Raw genomic sequence first — 15,361 nt, 5'->3', positions numbered from 1 at the left:
CTTGATAGCACGACGACGGATCACCCCTGTGGGTTCCCTCCGGCTCAGCCGTTCCCGGTGAGCTGGAACGTCCGCGCCATCTCGTCGAAGATCGGCTTGCTCTCCGCGAACTTGGCGTCCGTGGCGGTGAGGTAGAACGAGTACGCCTTGCCGTCCTGCGCCACGCCCCGCCAGACGCCGTGCCGCATGACGTCACCGTCGCCGCAGGTGTACTCGAATTCGGCGGCCGGCTTCTTGTCCAGCTCGGTCTCCCTGGAGGAGATCTGGTTGTACGGCTTGACGCAGGAGGTGCTCCGGGTCTTGAGGCCGTTCTCGGCCGTCTCGGCCCACCGGGCGGAGCTGCTGGACCACTTCTCGGTGATGATGCGAACCTTGCGGCCGCTGTCCGCCGGGTCGACGTAGTCGGTGTACGAAGGGCCGGTGGCCTTCTTCCAGCCCTTCGGCACCATGACCTGGATGCCGCGGGCCGCGTGCTCCTGCATCTCGACAGTTGGGGCCGCCGGGGCGGACGTGGTGGGCTGCGCCGCCGGGGTGCTCGGCGGGGGCTCGTCGCCCCCGGACAGCGCCACAGCGGTGATCAGCAGCACGACGACCAACCCGCCGGCCGCGGCGAGCTGCACCTTGCGCGGCCAGCCCTTGACCGTGGTGACGAGCTGACCCCCGGTGGCCCGGACCTTGTCCAGGGGGCTGCCGCCCGACGAAGCGGCGGGAGCGGTGGCCCAGGGCTGGCCGGTGCCCGGGACCGACCACTGGTTGCCGCCGCCGTAGGTGCCGCCGATGCGCTGGGTGGCTTCCGGTGCGCCGCCGTACCCGACCTGCTGGGTGGCATCGGCCGGGCTGCCGTAGCTGACCCGCTGGGTGGCGTCGGGGTGCCCGCCGGCGTCGACCCGCTGGGTGGCGTCCGCGTTGCCGCCGTAGGTGCGCCCGGCCGCGGGTCGGCCGGGAGTCGGCATCGCGCCGGTCGGCGTGTGCAGCGGGCCTGCCAACGCGTCGGCGCTGGTCTCGTCGAGCCCACCGGTGGTGCCGGCCGCGCGAGCTGCCTGGGGACGCTCGCCCCGGCGCAGCGAGGCCAGCCGGTCGGTCAGGGACTCACCGGGGGCCAGCATCGCCTTGCCACCGATCTGGCTGTCCGGCTTCGGCTCCGGCTGGGCCGGCGGAAGGACGGGGATGGGGCGCTGCTGCACCGGCACCACGGCGTACGGGTCGGTGACCGAGTGCACAGCCGTCGCCGTGCTGCCCAGCGGGCCGGCGAGCAGCTCGCGCAGCATGGCCCGGGAGGTGTGCACGTCGAGTCGGCGCGCCGGGTCCTTCTCCAGCAGACCCATCAGCACCCGGGTCAGCGGACCGCTGCGCTGCGGCGGGGCGGGCGGGTCCTCCACCACGGCGTGCATGGTCTCGATCGGGTCGCCCTTGTCGAACGGAGGCCGCCCCTCGACAGCGGTGTAGAGGGTCACACCCAGCGAGAAGAGGTCGCTCGGTGGGCCGAACTCCTGGCCCATGGCCCGCTCCGGCGAGATGAAGTGCGGAGAGCCGAGCACCATGCCGGGGGTGGTGAGCTGTACGTCGGTGGGCATCCGGGCGACCCCGAAGTCGGTCAGCACGCAGCGCCCGTCGGTGCAGATCAGCACGTTGGCCGGTTTGACGTCGCGGTGCAGCACGCCGATCGCGTGCGCGACCTCCAACGCGCCGAGCAGCGCGATGCCGATCTTGGCGACGGCGCGGGGCGCGACCGGCCCGTCCTCGATCACCATGTCGGCGAGGCTGCGGGCGTCCAGCAGCTCCATCACGATCCACGGCCGGCCGGCCTCGGTGACCACGTCGTACACCTGCACCACAGCGGGGTGCTGGATGGCGGCGGCGGCGCGGGCCTCGCGCAGGGTGCGTTCGTACATCGCGTCGCGGTCGCTGGGGGCCAGCCCCGGGGGCAGGACGACCTCCTTCACCGCCACGTCACGGCGCAGCAGCGTGTCTGTGGCGCGCCACACCGTGCCCATGCCGCCGTTGCCCACCGAGGACCGCAGCGAGTACCGGCCACCAATTGTGGTGCCGGGCGCCGCTCGTCCGTTGGCGGGACTAACTGGTCCGCCGCTCCACGTCGGGATCTGAGTCACAGAAAAGCCACCGGGGGAAATCGAGGGGGGCTGGGACACAACCCCCCTATCTTGCTGGTTCCGACGCCCGATGCGAAAGCCGACGCGACGGACGTTTGTCGAAGTCGACAGAACGTGCCCTGTCGTTCACCTGTTGTCGACCGGTCGGGACGCACTGTGCGGTATCCCTCACGCGACGGCGTGGCCAGGCGTCCTACCATCCGGGGATGAACCAACGGCGGTCAAGTGAGTCCGGTTTCCCGATCAACGGCGTCTACACGGAGGCCGACCTTCCGGAGGACCTGGACTCCCGGCTCGGCAGCCCCGGCGAGTTTCCGTACACCCGGGGTGTCTACCCCACCATGTACACCTCCCGCCCGTGGACCATGCGCCAGTACGCCGGCTTCGGCACCGCCACCGAGTCCAACGCGCGGTACCACCAGCTGTTGCGGGCCGGCACGATGGGCCTCTCGGTCGCCTTCGACCTGCCGACCCAGATGGGGTACGACTCGGACGAGCCGATCGCGCACGGCGAGGTCGGCAAGGTGGGCGTCGCGATCGACTCCATCGAGGACATGCGGCTGCTCTTCGCCGACATCCCACTGGACAAGGTGTCCACCTCGATGACCATCAACGCGCCCGGCTCCGTGCTGTTGCTGCTCTACCAACTCGTCGCCGAGGAGAACGGGGTGCCGGGTACGGCGCTCAACGGCACCATCCAGAACGACATCCTCAAGGAGTACATCGCCCGGGGGACGTACATCTTCCCGCCGAAGCCGTCGCTGCGTCTGGTGGCCGACACGTTCGCGTACTGCCGCAGCGAGGTGCCGAAGTGGAACACCATCTCCATCTCCGGCTACCACATGGCGGAGGCCGGCGCGACGCCCGCGCAGGAGATCGCGTTCACCCTGGCCAACGGTGTGGAGTACGTACGGGCGGCGCTGGCCGCCGGGCTCGCCGTCGACGACTTCGCGCCCCGGCTGTCGTTCTTCTTCGTGGCCCGCACCACGCTGCTGGAGGAGGTGGCGAAGTTCCGTGCGGCCCGGCGGATCTGGGCCCGGCTGATGCGTGACGACTTCGGCGCCAAGGACCCGAAGTCGATGATGCTGCGGTTCCACACCCAGACCGCGGGCGTGCAGCTCACCGCCCAGCAGCCGGAGGTGAACCTGGTCCGGGTGGCGGTGCAGGGGTTGGCCGCTGTGCTCGGCGGCACCCAGTCGCTGCACACCAACAGCTTCGACGAAGCGATCGCGCTGCCCACCGAGAAGGCTGCCCGGCTCGCGTTGCGTACCCAGCAGGTGCTGGCCTACGAGACGGATCTGACCGGCACCGTCGACCCGTTCGCCGGCTCGTACGTGGTGGAGGCGATGACCGCCGAGATCGAGGCCGCCGTCGTCGAGTTGATGGAGCGGGTGGCCGACCACGGCTCGGCGGTGGACGCGATCGAGGCCGGGTTCCAGAAACGGGAGATCGAGCAGTCCGCGTACCGGATCGCCCAGGAGATCGACTCGGGGGAGCGGGTGGTGGTGGGGCTCAACCGGTTTACCGTGGACGAGGAGGAGCCGTACGAGCCGCTGCGGGTCGACCCGACGATCGAGGCGGCCCAGGCCGACCGGCTGGCCCGGCTGCGCTCGGAGCGGGACGCCGAGGCGGTGACGCGAGCGCTCGCCGAGCTTCGGGCCGCCGCGGAGGGCACTGACAACGTGCTGTACCCGATGAAGGAGGCGCTGCGGGCCCGGGCGACCGTCGGTGAGGTCTGCGGGACGCTGCGCGAGGTGTGGGGGTTGTACCGGCCCACGGACCGCTTCTGAGCGCTGGGCAGCCACTGCGGCTCCCGTGACTCGGCCGCCACTGCGGCTCCCGGGACGCGGTGTGTCCAGCGGGCTCAGCGGGTATCCGGTCGGTTGAGCCGGGACGCACACCGTGTGCGCCCACGGTGGGTGGGTGCATGTGAGCGTCCTTATCCGGCTCGTTGCGGAGTGTGGTCGGCTAATTGTCGGAGTGTCAGTTCATCACACCGACTAATGCGACAATTTGGCAACGGGGCCCCGACTGGCGCCGGGATTCGTGACCGCCGCGATCGGTTACGCGTTGTAGGAGGTGAGGGGCTGATGACGGCATTCGACCGTGATCTACCTGCTGTCCCCCGCCTTGACGAGCGCCCCCAGCAGGGCATACGTGACTCTGCGCGGTCCGATCATTACCGTAACGAGGTTGCGCAGCGTCACCGTCGGAGGTCTAGGCTGTCTGCTGTCCCCGATGATCCATCCATTCCTAGTGATCGAGAATTCGACGTGACGAGTGCGTTGACGCTGCCCACAGGTGGCCAGCTGGCGTCGTCCTGGCCGGAGACGCCACCCGGATCCCAGCCGCTGCCCCGCGAGCTGGACCACCTCCTCGCGCTCCGGGTACCGGGGCTGATCGCTACGCGCCGTCACCTCCACTCGCACCCTGAGCTCTCCGGCAACGAGTTCGAGACGGCCGCGCTGATCGCCCGGGAGCTGTCGCTGGCCGGGCTGAACCCGCGCCTGCTGCCCAAGGGCAACGGCGTGATCTGTGACGTCAACGGCAGGCCGGACGGCCCGGTCGTGGCGCTGCGCGCCGACATCGACGCCCTGCCGCTGGACGACCCCAAGGACGTTCCGTACCGGTCGACCGTGGAGGGCGTCTGCCACGCCTGCGGGCACGACGTGCACACCTCGATCCTGCTCGGCGTCGGCATGCTGCTGGCCCAACTCGCCGACCTCGGCGAGCTGGACGGCCGGGTCCGGCTCATCTTCCAGCCCGCCGAGGAGATCCTGCCCTGCGGTTCGCTGGAGGTCATCGAGGCCGGTGGCCTGGACGACGTGGTGCAGATCTTCGCGCTGCACTGCGACCCGAACCTGCCGGTGGGCCAGGTCGGCCTGCGGGTCGGGCCGATCACCGCGGCGGCCGACAACGTGACCGTCCGACTCTCCGGCCCGGGCGGGCACACCGCCCGCCCGCACCTGACCGTCGACCTGGTCGACGCGCTCGGTCGGCTGATCACCGAGGTGCCCGCCCTGGTCAGTCGCCGGGTGCCGGCCAACAGCGGCCTGCTGCTGGTCTTCGGCCACGCCTCGGCCGGCACCCGCTACAACGTCATCCCGTCCGAGGCGAGCGCCTCCGGCACCCTCCGGGTGATGGACCGCGACACCTGGGAGCAGGCTCCCAAGATCGTCGCTCAGGTGGTGCGGGACGTGATCGCGCCGACCGGCGCCACCGTCGACCTGGAATACCTGCGCGGCCGGCCGCCGGTGTGCAACGACTCCCGTGCCATCCAGGTGCTGACCGCCGCCACCGCCGCGGCACTCGGCCCGGACGGGATCGCCGAGACACCGCAGAGCATGGGCGGCGAGGACTTCTCCTGGTACCTGGAGTACGTCCCCGGCGCCCTCGCCCGGCTCGGCGTGGGTCGCTCCGGGCCCAACGTCGACCTGCACCGCGCGAGCTTCGACGTGGACGAGCGGGCCATCCCGGTAGGCGTCCGCGTCATGGTGCAGACCGCGTTGCGGGCACTGGCGGCGGCGCACTGACCGGCGCGACCAGCGCCGGAGGCTTACGCCGTCGGCGCAGCACCACCAGCAGCGCCGCCAGCGGTACGCCGAGCGCCACCAGGAACGGCAGCAACGCGCCCAGCACCGTGAGCAGGACGGTCATCGAGACGACGAACGCCTTCCAGCCGCCCTTGAGCCCGGCCAGGAAGCCGGTTTCGTCCTTCTCCTCGGTGGTCTTCGCCGCCGGTCCGGCCAGCGACACGGTGATCGTGGAGAGGGCGGTCAGGTCGGCCAGGCGTCGCTTCTTGGCCTCCAGTGCGGCCAGGTCCGCCTCCCGGCGACCCAACTCGTTCTCCAGCGACACCAGGTCGGTGATCGAGGTGGCTCGGGCCAGCAACCGGCGCGCGCTCTCCACCCGGGCACGCTGACTGGTGATCCGGGCATCCAGGTCGACGGTCTCCTCGGTGACGTCCTGAGTGTCGATCTCCCGGCTCTGCTGCCGACCCAGCTTCGCGATCTCCTCCACCACGTCGGTGAACTTCGCCGCCGGCACCCGCAGCTCCAGCTCCGCCACCGCGTCGTCGCCGGCGGCACTGCGCCGCACGTCGCCACCGACGAAGCCACCGGCCCGGCTGGCCATCGCGGCGGCGTCGCGAGCGGCGGAGTCCACTTCGTTCACCTGCACCCGCATCGTTCCGGTGTAGATGATCGCCCGTTGGTCGACCCGTAGGTCCGGCGCGCCGGCGCCGGCCCCCTCCGGTGCGCCGGCGGCGCCGTCCCGATTCGCGTCGCCGCCCTTGGCCGCCGGCGCCTCGGCCGCCGAGCCGGCGCTGTCCTGCGCACCGCTGTCGCCAGCACCGCATCCCGTCAACGCCAGTGCCGCCGCCAGTGCTGTCGTCGCCAGCAGCGCACTGCGGCGTCGTCCCACCTGTCCGTCCATCCCCGCTCCCATCGTCGTCAACCGGTGTGGCGATAGCTCGGACGCGACGCACACACCGGCTGGTTCCGGCAGACTGCGCTGAGGACGTCACGATTCGATAATCGAGGAGTCACGATGCGGCTCACCAAGTACGCCCACTCCTGCCTTCGGGTGGAACACGACGGGGGAGTGCTCGTCGTCGACCCCGGCGTGTTCAGTGACGCCACGGCGGCGCTGGACGGTGCGGACGCGGTGCTGATCACCCACGAACACCCCGACCACCTCGACCTGGCAGCGGTACGCCGTCGGCTCGACCGGCAACCGATCCCGATCCACGGCCCCGCCTCGCTCGCCGGCGCCCTGGGCGACGCGGCCGAGGTGCTGCGCCCGGTCAACGCCGGTGAGTCATTCACCGCCGCCGGCGTGGCCGTACGCGCGTACGGGGGGCGGCACGCCGTGATCCACCCCGACATCCCGGTGATCGACAACCTCGGTTACCTGATCAACGACGTGGTCTACCACCCGGGCGACTCCCTGGTGGTGCCCGACGAGACCCCCGTCGACACGCTCTTCGCGCCGATCCACGCCCCCTGGTCGAAGTTCTCCGAAGTGGTCGACTTCATCCGCGCGGTCGCACCGCGGCGCGCATACGCCCTGCACGACGCATTGCTCAACGACAATGGGCTGGGTGTGCTCGACCGGCAGTACGCCGCGCTGTCCGGCACCGAATACCAGCGGCTGGAGCCCGGTAGCCGGGTGGACGTCTGACCCGATGCCCGGCCTCTCCGCAGAGCTGGTGCAGCAGCTCTACCGCACCCCACCGGACCGGTTCGTGGCCGCCCGGGATGCCGCCGTGGCCGAGGCCCGGCGGGCCGGCGACCTGACCACCGCCCGTGAACTGGCCCGGCTGCGTCGTCCGACGGTGGCCGCCTGGCTGGTGAACCTGCTCGCCATCCGACGTCCGGAGCTGGTCGCCGACCTGGTGCAGCTCGCCGACGCCCTGCGAGTCGCCCAGCGGGAGTTGCGCGGGCCCCGACTGCGGGAGCTGTCCGCGCAACGCCGGGCGGTGGTCGGCGCCCTGGTCGTCGAGGTTCGCAAGCTCGCCGCAGCCGAGCCGGACGCGCCACCGGCGAGCCGGCTGCCCCTGGCCGAGGTGGAGGCGACGCTGAATGCGGCGTTCTCCGACGTCGAGGTCGCCGAGCAGGTGCGGGCGGGCCGCCTGCTGCGGGCGGCCAGCTACGCCGGCTTCGGTGAGGTGCCCCGGCCACAACTGCGGCTGGTCACCGGCGATGACGAGGAACGCGAGGAGGAACGTCCGGCCCGCCGGCCCGGCCCCCAGCGAGGCCGCCCCCCCGAGGCAGCGCCCCGCACGGACCGGGCGGCCGAGCGCGCCGAGCAGGCCGAACGGGCCGCGCAGCGGGCGGCCCGAGCCGAGCGGGCCCGGCAGCGCCGCGCCCTGGACCGGGAGTTGGCGAAGGCCCAGGCCGACCAGGAGCGGGCCGAGGCCGAGCTGACCGAGGCGACCGGGCAGGAGCGCGACGGTGCGGCCGTACTCGATGGCCTTGAAGCTGAGCTGGCCGAGCTGGAGCGGCGGCGCGCGGTCGCCGAGCAGGATCTCAGCCGGGCCAAACTGGCCCGGCGGGCCGCCGAACGGGCGGTCACCGTGGCTCGGCGGCGCGCCGGTGAGGTCGAGGCGGCGGTCGAGGCGCTGGCGGCCGAAGAGGGGACTGCGGACGCGGACGGTGGCGCGGCAGACTGACCATCGATGGACGACGACGAGTGCGTGGGTCGTACACGGCGGGTGGCCTCGGGTCGCGCCGTGGTCGTGGTCGGCGGGTCCGGTTGCCAGAGGGGAACCCTCCGGTGACTCCCGAGCAGGTCGCGGCCGCCAGCAAGCCCGTCGTGCTCGACCTGGGCGACGCCTTCAGCCGGGACGCGACCACGTTGCGTCGGGCCCGACTGCTGGGCATCTCCGGTTGGGCCTTCTACATCAGTGGCCGGGCCGGCGCGCTCGGCGATGTGCGGGCCGAGACGGCCGCCGCCGCCCTCGGGTTCATCGCCCCGGACGCGGTCGCCGACGGTTGGGACGCCGCAGCCCGGGTCGTCCCGCCGTTCGAGGTGGCCGCCGCGAGCCTCGCCGAATGCTGCCGGTGGGGGGCGCAGCAGCTCGGCCCCCTGCCCGGCACCGAACGCCTGTCGGCGCTCGTCGAGCGGGCCGTGGTCGCGGCGGAGGCCAGCGGGATGCCGCTCTTCGCCGCGTGGCGGGCCATGCCGCTTCCGGATCTCTCGCCCGGTGCCCGCAGCGCCGCCGGGCTGCGGCTGCTCCGGGAACACTTCACCGGCGCCTACCTGCTGGCGGTACGCGCCGCCGGGATGACCCCACTGGAGGCCGTGCTGGCCGGGCCGGAGGGCGAGGCCGGTGCGGTGGCCTGCGGTTGGCCGCCGCCGTACCCGCCGATCGGACCCCTGGTGCGCCGCCGACTCTGGGCGGAGGCGGTGACCAACCGGCTGGCCGCGCCGGCGTTCACGGCCCTCGGTCCCGCCGACGGCGCGGAGTTGGTGGAGTTGCTGCACCGCACCCGGGTCGACCTCGGCTGAGCTTCCCGCCGGCCGGAAAAATGGGCGGCGGCGGAGCCGATCGGCTGCCAGGATGTCCTGCCGTGACCCTTCCCGCTGGTTGGACGACGCGCCGACCCACCCTCGACGACGTGCCGGCGATCCTCGCGGTGGTGCACGCCGCCGACACCTTCACCATCGGCCATCCCGACTTCGACGCCGAGGATGTCGCCGCGTCACTGACCGCCCCCCACTTCGACCCGGCCCGGGACTCCTGGCTGGCGGTCGACCCGGAGGGCGACGTGGTCGGCTGGGCTACGGTGGACAACCCCACCGGCGTCGGCCGGGAGTTCGTGGAGATCTACGTCGACCCGGTACGCGCCTCGACCGTTCGGGCGTCGCTGCTGACTCGACAACTAGACCGGGTCGCCGAGCGCGCCGCCGAGCGGGGGCTGCCATCGCTCACCGTCCGTTGCGCGGTCTTCGCGCCGGAACGCGACTGGGAAAGAACCCTGCGCGAGGTCGGGTTCACCCTGGTCAAGAGGTACGTCCGGATGAGCGGGCCGCTGGACGACCTGCCCGACGAGCCGGCCGGTCCATCGGCAGTGACGGTGCGGCCGGTCCGCCCCGACGACGAGGCCGACCTGCGGGAGTTCCACCGGATCACCGATACCGCCTTCGCCGACACCGCCGATCACGAGCCGTTGTCGTACGAGCGATGGCGTGCCCGGATCGGTGACCTGAACGCCTGGGACGAGTGGTTCGTCGCCGAGGTGGACGGGGTGCCGGTCGGCGCGTTGCGGTCCTCGGACCAGGCGGTCGACCAGCAGCAGGGCTGGGTGAAGAGTTTGTCGGTGCTGTCCGCGTACCGTCGCCGGGGTGTGGGTGCGGCGCTGCTGCGCCGCGCCTTCGCCCGCTACGCCGAGAAGGGTCGGCGGTCCGCCGGCCTCGGCGTGGACCTCACCAACCCGACCGCCCCGCTGTCGCTGTACGAGTCGGTGGGCCTGCGGGAAACCCTGTGGGCCGACATGTACGAGCTTTCCGTCTCGGCCGCCGGTGTGTGATTGACGACCCCGGCCGGGCCCGACCGGGGTTCCAGTCGACGGCGGTAGCAGACTGGGAGCGTGCGATACGCGCTGCTACGCCGACGCGGTGCCGGTGGGGCGGGCCCGCAGCTCGGTGACGTAGTCGTCCGGGGCGCCCGCCTTCTCAGCGGCGTTCGCGATCTCCGACAGGTACCACGAGGTCGGCAGGCCGCCCTCGTACCCGTTGAAGACGTAGATCCACGCGGTCACGTCGCCGTCGAGGGTGGAGACCCGCACGTGCAGCTTGCGGTACGTGCCGGCGGTCACCCCCTCGATCTCGTCGAGCTGGCCCGCGTCGTACGGGTGGATGTCGTAGATCGCCACGAAGACCCGGTCACCGGGGGACTCGACAAGGGTGCTCACCGCACCCTCCCAGCCGATCACGTCCGCCCCGGCGAAGGTCAGCCGCCAGCCCTCCAGCCAGCCGGTGCCCACCATCGGCGAATGCGGACAGTAGGCACGCATCCGGGCAGGGTCGAGATTTGAGCCGTAGGCGGCGTGATGACGCACGGCGATGACGATAGCCCGGCAGACGGGTGGGGGAGAATACGACAGTGCGTGTCGAATGCGCTCGGGAGAAGAAAGTCACTGTGACCATGGACGAAGGGCGAACGCTGTGAGCCGGATCGTGATCATCGGTGGGGGGCCGGCCGGGTACGAGGCGGCACTGGTCGCCGCCCAGCTGGACGCCGATGTCACAGTGGTGGAGGCCGACGGTGCCGGTGGCGCCTGCGTTCTCTCCGACTGCGTACCGTCGAAGACCTTCATCGCCAGCTCGCAGGTGGTCACCGGCTACCGCGACACCGAGGAGTTCGGGGTCCACTCGGACGGCCTGGAGGCGGTCACCGTCGACGCGCGGGCGGTGCACCAGCGGGTCAAGCGGCTGGCCCTGGCACAGTCCGCGGACATCCACGCCAAGCTGCTGAAGGCGGGAGTCACCTTCGTGGCCGGCACCGCCCGGCTCGGCGAGGACTCGCTCGGGCACACCCACCGGGTCGTCGTCACCCCCAATGACGGTGGCGAGGAGTACTCGATCGACGCGTCCACCGTGCTGGTGGCCACCGGCTCGACGCCCCGCCAGCTGCCCACCGCCGTACCGGACGGTGAACGCATCCTGACCTGGCGACAGGTGTACGACCTGCCGGAACTGCCCGAGCACCTGATCGTGGTCGGGTCCGGCGTGACCGGCGCGGAGTTCGCCAGCGCGTACCTGGCGATGGGGGTCGAGGTGACACTGGTCTCCAGCCGGGACCGGGTGATGCCGCACGAGGACGCCGACGCCGCGTCCGCCATCGAGCGGGTGTTCCGCAACCGGGGCATGGAGATCCTGAACAACTCCCGGGCCGACGCGGTCCGGCGCACCGCCGACGGCGTCGAGGTGGAGCTGTCCGACGGCCGTAAGGTGACCGGCTCACACGCGCTGATCACCGTCGGTTCGATCCCGAACACTGCCAACCTGGGCCTGACCGAGTACGGGGTGGAGCTGGGTCGAGGCGGCTACCTGACTGTCGACCGGGCCTCCCGGACCAACGTGCCCGGCATCTACGCCGCCGGTGACTGCACGGGTGTGCTGCTGCTGGCCAGCGTCGCCGCCATGCAGGGCCGGATCGCCATGTGGCACGCGCTCGGCGAGGCGGTCCGCCCGCTGCGGCTGCGTACCGTCGCGGCGAACGTCTTCACCGATCCGGAGCTGGCCACCGTGGGTGTCTCGCAGGACGAGGTGGACGCGGGCAAGACCCCCGCCCGGCAGGTCATGTTGCCGCTGTCCGGCAACGCCCGCGCCAAGATGGACGACCTCTCCGACGGTTTCGTGAAGCTGTTCTGCCGGCCCGCCAGCGGTCAGGTGATCGGCGGTGTGGTGGTCGCTCCGAAGGCCAGCGAGCTGATCCTGCCCATCACCATGGCGGTGGAGAACAACCTCACCGTCAACGAGCTGGCGCAGACCATCACCATCTACCCGAGTCTCTCCGGTTCCATCACCGAGGCGGCCCGCCAGCTCATGCTGCACGCGCTGGAGTAACCCGCCGGGCGTAGATCAGCGCCACGGTGGCCAGGACGGCTACCTCGGTGAGGATCAGGAGGCGTTCGGCCAGGCCGATGAGCATCCGGTCGCCGGGGTAGGCGGACCAGATCATCGCTGCTGCCAGGGCCAGGCTGAGCAGGACCAGGGTGCGTAGCGTCCGGGCGGCGGGCGCCAGGTCGGGTTGGCGGGCGAGCAGCCAGCCGCCGACCGGCAACGCCAGGAAGGCCACTACCGACGCGTACCGGTGCAGGTAGGCGGCGGTGGTCATGGCGGTGCCCGGCTCGTTCGTCGGCACCACGGCGGCCAGCAGCAGCCCACCGACCCACGCGCCGAGCAGCAGCTCGGCCGTCCTGCCGGAGCGGGGCCGGAGTGGGCCGGTGCGGCGCAGTCCGTACAGCAGCGCCACTGTGGCGAGCGCGAGCACCACCATGGCGACGTCGATGACACCGCCCCGGTCGGAGACCGCGAAGTCGCTGATGGTCAACGCCCACGGGTTGAGGTCGTCGTTGACTTCGAGGTGGCCGATCACTGTGAGCAGCGCCGCCAGGGCGATCCCGCCCAGGGCCAGCAGGCCGGCGTTTCGGGTTCCAGGCATACCTAACCCTGGAGCCACGGACACCCCAGCCGAATCCGGGACGCCCACCGAAATCCCACCCCGGGACGCCCCCTAGAGGCCGCCCCGCCCCGCCCCCACCCTCCGCCCCCGCGATCTTGCACTTTCGGTCGTGCTTATGCGCGGCATGCCCCAATTGCGGGGACAGTAAGTGCAAGATCGCGAGGCTAGTAGGGGTGGGGTCAGTCGATGGGGACGTCGACTGCGGCGACTGCTGCGGCGGCGGCGCGGGCGTGGCGGGCGCTGACCACTGTCATGGCCCATCCGGCCGCGGCGAAGCCGGCCGCCGCAGCGGTGGCGATGATGGCAAGCCGCCAGGCCGACTCGGTCAGCGCGGTGCCGCCCAGGTGCCCGACCAGGGCGCCGTAGGTGGCCCAACCGAGCGCGGCGACGGCCTCGTAGAGCACGAACAGTCGGTACGGGTAGCGGCTGCGCCCGGCCGAGAAGCAGGCCGCCATCCGGCCGCCCGGCACGAACCGGCAGAGCAGGATGACCAGCGGCCCGGGTTGTCGTAGCCCCTGGGTGACCCGGCTGGCCACCCGGCGGGCCCGGCTCAGCTCGGCGTGCCGGGGTGGCCGCCGGTCCGGCGCGCTCCGCCCGAGCAGGTAGCAGGCCAGGTCGCCGGCGAACACACCGAGCGCGCCGACGGCGATGGTGACCGGCAGGCTGAGCCCGCCGTAGACGGTGAGCGCACCGCTGGTGATCATGACGATCTGGGTGGGGATCACCGGCACGAAGGCGTCCGCGATCAGCAGAGTGAGCAGCACCAGGTACGCCCACGTCGGCGACGCGACGTCAGTCAGAAGTTCGGGCACGCCTGCCACCTCGCCGGATGCGGCCGATTGGGTGTCTTGAGCCTGACGCCGTGTCCGGCGTCACGGTGGACGGCCCCGGCCCGTCGTGACCGTCGACACGACTGGGCCACCCAGCTTTAACGAGGCCGATCACTGCCGGGTGACGGGTTCGGAGGCTGTTGCACCCGTCCGAGGAGGGCGGCGGAACGGCGTTTCTCGGCGTACCGTTGGCGGCGCGGCCACGCCCGTCGGGTCCCCCGTTCCTGACGATTCGGCCGCCAGGGCCGCCGGCGGGTCCCGCGCCGGCGGCCCACCCCTCCGCCGTAAATCCGGGTGCGTCCCCGATCGTCGGGCGGGTACGGTCGCCGTATGTGCAGCGCGGTAGTGATGACCACGACGCCGGGTGTCCCCGGCGCGCCGCTCTGACGTAACCACCGTCGACCAGGCCCCGGGGCGATCCGCCCCCGAGGGCAGCGCGCCGTTCGGAGCTCAGGTCGCCTCCGGGTCGTACCCGATCCAGGAGCCCGACATGATCGACCACCGTAGGCTCGGCCGCGAGCTGGACCTCTTCGTCTCCGATCCGCTGGCCGGCGCCGGCCTGCCGATCTGGCTGCCGGCCGGCGCCGCCGCCCGGCACGCCGTCGAGGAGTACGTCCGGGAGTTGGAGCGCCGCTCCGGCCACCAGCACGTCTACTCGCCGCCGCTGGGTAAGCGGGAACTCTTCGAACTCTCCGGTCATCTCGGCTACTTCGCCGACGACATGTTCCCGCCGATGCGGCTGAGCGCCGACGACGAGTTCGTGCTCCGACCGGCGCTCTGCCCGCATCACGCGTTGGTCTTCCGGGCGCGGGGCCGTTCCTACCGGGAGCTGCCGTTGCGAATCGCGGAGCTGGGCGGGATGTACCGCTCGGAGCGCTCCGGCGTGCTCGGCGGGCTGTCCCGGGTCCGCGCCATCTCGCTCAACGACGCGCACACCTTCTGCGCCCCCGAGCCGGTCGGCGCCGAGGTCGTCGAGATCCTGGGGCTGATCCGCGAAGCGCACGCCGCGCTCGGCGTCCGGCCGGCCGGGTTCCGGCTGTCGCTGCGCGGGCCGGGCGAGAAGTACGTCGGCGACGACGCGCAGTGGGCCCGCGCCGAGGAACTGCTCCGGGAGGCGCTGACCGGGGTGGAGTACGTCGAGGCGCCGGGGGAGGCGGCCTTCTATGGCCCGAAGATCGACATTCAGATTCTCGACGCCGCCGGCCGGGAGTCGACCATCTCCACCATCCAGGTGGACTTCGACAAGCCGGAACGGTTCGACCTGTCGTACACCGACTCGGACGGCAGCCGACGTCGCCCGGTCATGCTGCACCGCAGCCTGGTCGGCAGCATGGAGCGGCTGTTCGCGTACCTCATCGAGGTGCACGAGGGGGCGTTCCCGGCCTGGTACGCGCCAGTCCAGTTGGTGCTGCTGCCGGTCGACGACGGTCAGGTCGACGCGGCCGCCGACCTGGCCCGACGGGCGGTTGACGCCGGCCTGCGGGTCGAGGTCGATGTCTCCGGCTCGCTGGGCGCCCGGGTCCGGGACGCGGCCCGCCGCCGCGTCCCGTACCTCGGGGTGTTGGGTGCTCGGGAGGCGGCCGACGGTCGCCTCGCGCTGCGCCTGCGCGGCGGCCGTGCCCTGGCTCCGATGCCCGCCGACGCCGCGCTCGCCCTGATCGGCGGGCAGGTCGCCGCCCGCGCGACCGACCTGCTGCCGCCGGACTGACACGCCCACCGATCGTCTC

Annotated in this window: 13 protein-coding genes; 8 read left to right on the top strand and 5 right to left on the bottom strand. The window is 71.9% G+C overall.

The genetic code is table 11. The features are described 5' to 3' along the window. Positions 1-44 precede the first annotated feature (44 nt). The gene (locus IW248_RS21230; RefSeq protein WP_196928388.1) at positions 45-2,111 is read right to left on the bottom strand and encodes a serine/threonine-protein kinase; all 2,067 of its coding nucleotides are present in this window, start codon (positions 2,109-2,111) and stop codon (positions 45-47) included. Positions 2,112-2,317: 206 nt separating this feature from the next. Here IW248_RS21230 and IW248_RS21225 point away from each other — a divergent pair, with 206 nt between their 5' ends. Together IW248_RS21225 and IW248_RS21220 are read left to right on the top strand one after the other, a co-directional pair. Further along, positions 2,318-3,901: an acyl-CoA mutase large subunit family protein gene (locus IW248_RS21225; RefSeq protein ID WP_196928387.1), complete on the top strand. Its 1,584-nt coding sequence runs from the start codon at positions 2,318-2,320 to the stop codon at positions 3,899-3,901. Between the two features lie 483 nt (positions 3,902-4,384). Beyond that, positions 4,385-5,644, top strand: a complete 1,260-nt coding sequence (locus IW248_RS21220; protein ID WP_124822621.1) for an amidohydrolase — start codon at positions 4,385-4,387, stop codon at positions 5,642-5,644. Here IW248_RS21220 and IW248_RS21215 read toward each other — a convergent pair. Continuing rightward, positions 5,601-6,566, bottom strand: coding sequence for a DUF4349 domain-containing protein (locus IW248_RS21215; protein WP_196928386.1), 966 nt, complete (start codon positions 6,564-6,566; stop codon positions 5,601-5,603). The two genes, IW248_RS21220 and IW248_RS21215, sit on opposite strands and share 44 nt — an antisense overlap. A gap of 93 nt (positions 6,567-6,659) precedes the next feature. Between IW248_RS21215 and IW248_RS21210 the strand changes: the two genes are divergently transcribed. The 4 genes from IW248_RS21210 to IW248_RS33750 all read left to right on the top strand — a co-directional run bounded on the left by IW248_RS21210 (position 6,660) and on the right by IW248_RS33750 (position 10,144). Continuing rightward, positions 6,660-7,292, top strand: a complete 633-nt coding sequence (locus tag IW248_RS21210; RefSeq protein WP_196928385.1) for an MBL fold metallo-hydrolase — start codon at positions 6,660-6,662, stop codon at positions 7,290-7,292. A 4-nt stretch (positions 7,293-7,296) separates the two neighbouring features. Further along, a complete protein-coding gene (locus tag IW248_RS21205; protein WP_196928384.1) occupies positions 7,297-8,283 on the top strand; it encodes a hypothetical protein in 987 nt (328 codons plus the stop codon). Positions 8,284-8,387: 104 nt separating this feature from the next. Next, on the top strand, positions 8,388-9,122 hold the full coding sequence (locus tag IW248_RS21200) for an SCO6745 family protein (RefSeq protein WP_196928383.1): 735 nt from the start codon (positions 8,388-8,390) through the stop codon (positions 9,120-9,122). Positions 9,123-9,184: 62 nt separating this feature from the next. Then, positions 9,185-10,144, top strand: a complete 960-nt coding sequence (locus IW248_RS33750; protein WP_196928382.1) for a GNAT family N-acetyltransferase — start codon at positions 9,185-9,187, stop codon at positions 10,142-10,144. A gap of 75 nt (positions 10,145-10,219) precedes the next feature. Here IW248_RS33750 and IW248_RS21190 read toward each other — a convergent pair whose 3' ends face one another. After that, on the bottom strand, positions 10,220-10,675 hold the full coding sequence (locus IW248_RS21190) for a gamma-glutamylcyclotransferase family protein (RefSeq protein WP_124823080.1): 456 nt from the start codon (positions 10,673-10,675) through the stop codon (positions 10,220-10,222). Positions 10,676-10,781: 106 nt separating this feature from the next. Here IW248_RS21190 and IW248_RS21185 point away from each other — a divergent pair, with 106 nt between their 5' ends. Beyond that, the gene (locus IW248_RS21185; protein WP_124823081.1) at positions 10,782-12,185 is read left to right on the top strand and encodes an NAD(P)H-quinone dehydrogenase; all 1,404 of its coding nucleotides are present in this window, start codon (positions 10,782-10,784) and stop codon (positions 12,183-12,185) included. Here IW248_RS21185 and IW248_RS21180 read toward each other — a convergent pair. Together IW248_RS21180 and IW248_RS21175 are read right to left on the bottom strand one after the other, a co-directional pair. Further along, on the bottom strand, positions 12,163-12,783 hold the full coding sequence (locus tag IW248_RS21180; protein ID WP_196928381.1) for a DUF998 domain-containing protein: 621 nt from the start codon (positions 12,781-12,783) through the stop codon (positions 12,163-12,165). The two genes, IW248_RS21185 and IW248_RS21180, sit on opposite strands and share 23 nt — an antisense overlap. A 200-nt stretch (positions 12,784-12,983) precedes the next feature. After that, entirely contained in the window at positions 12,984-13,616 is a 633-nt protein-coding gene (locus IW248_RS21175) for a DedA family protein (RefSeq protein WP_196928380.1), read from the bottom strand. Positions 13,617-14,124: 508 nt separating this feature from the next. Here IW248_RS21175 and thrS point away from each other — a divergent pair. Next, complete coding sequence (gene thrS, locus IW248_RS21170) at positions 14,125-15,342, top strand: threonine--tRNA ligase (RefSeq protein WP_196928379.1); 1,218 nt, start codon at positions 14,125-14,127, stop codon at positions 15,340-15,342. The last annotated feature ends 19 nt before the right edge of the window (positions 15,343-15,361 follow it).

Origin of the sequence: Micromonospora ureilytica (assembly GCF_015751765.1) — a bacterium.
GTDB lineage: Bacteria > Actinomycetota > Actinomycetes > Mycobacteriales > Micromonosporaceae > Micromonospora > Micromonospora ureilytica.
Note: the sequence above shows the minus strand (reverse complement) of the source record. Positions and strands in the feature narration are given on the sequence as shown.

Excerpts from the sequence above, each read along its gene's own strand:
- IW248_RS21205 (WP_196928384.1), top strand. The coding sequence starts at position 7,297 with ATGCCCGGCCTCTCCGCAGAGCTGGTGCAGCAGCTCTACCGCACCCCA.
- thrS (WP_196928379.1), top strand. The coding sequence starts at position 14,125 with ATGATCGACCACCGTAGGCTCGGCCGCGAGCTGGACCTCTTCGTCTCC.
- IW248_RS21225 (WP_196928387.1), top strand. The coding sequence starts at position 2,318 with ATGAACCAACGGCGGTCAAGTGAGTCCGGTTTCCCGATCAACGGCGTC.
- IW248_RS21180 (WP_196928381.1), bottom strand. The coding sequence starts at position 12,783 with ATGCCTGGAACCCGAAACGCCGGCCTGCTGGCCCTGGGCGGGATCGCC.
- IW248_RS21210 (WP_196928385.1), top strand. The coding sequence starts at position 6,660 with ATGCGGCTCACCAAGTACGCCCACTCCTGCCTTCGGGTGGAACACGAC.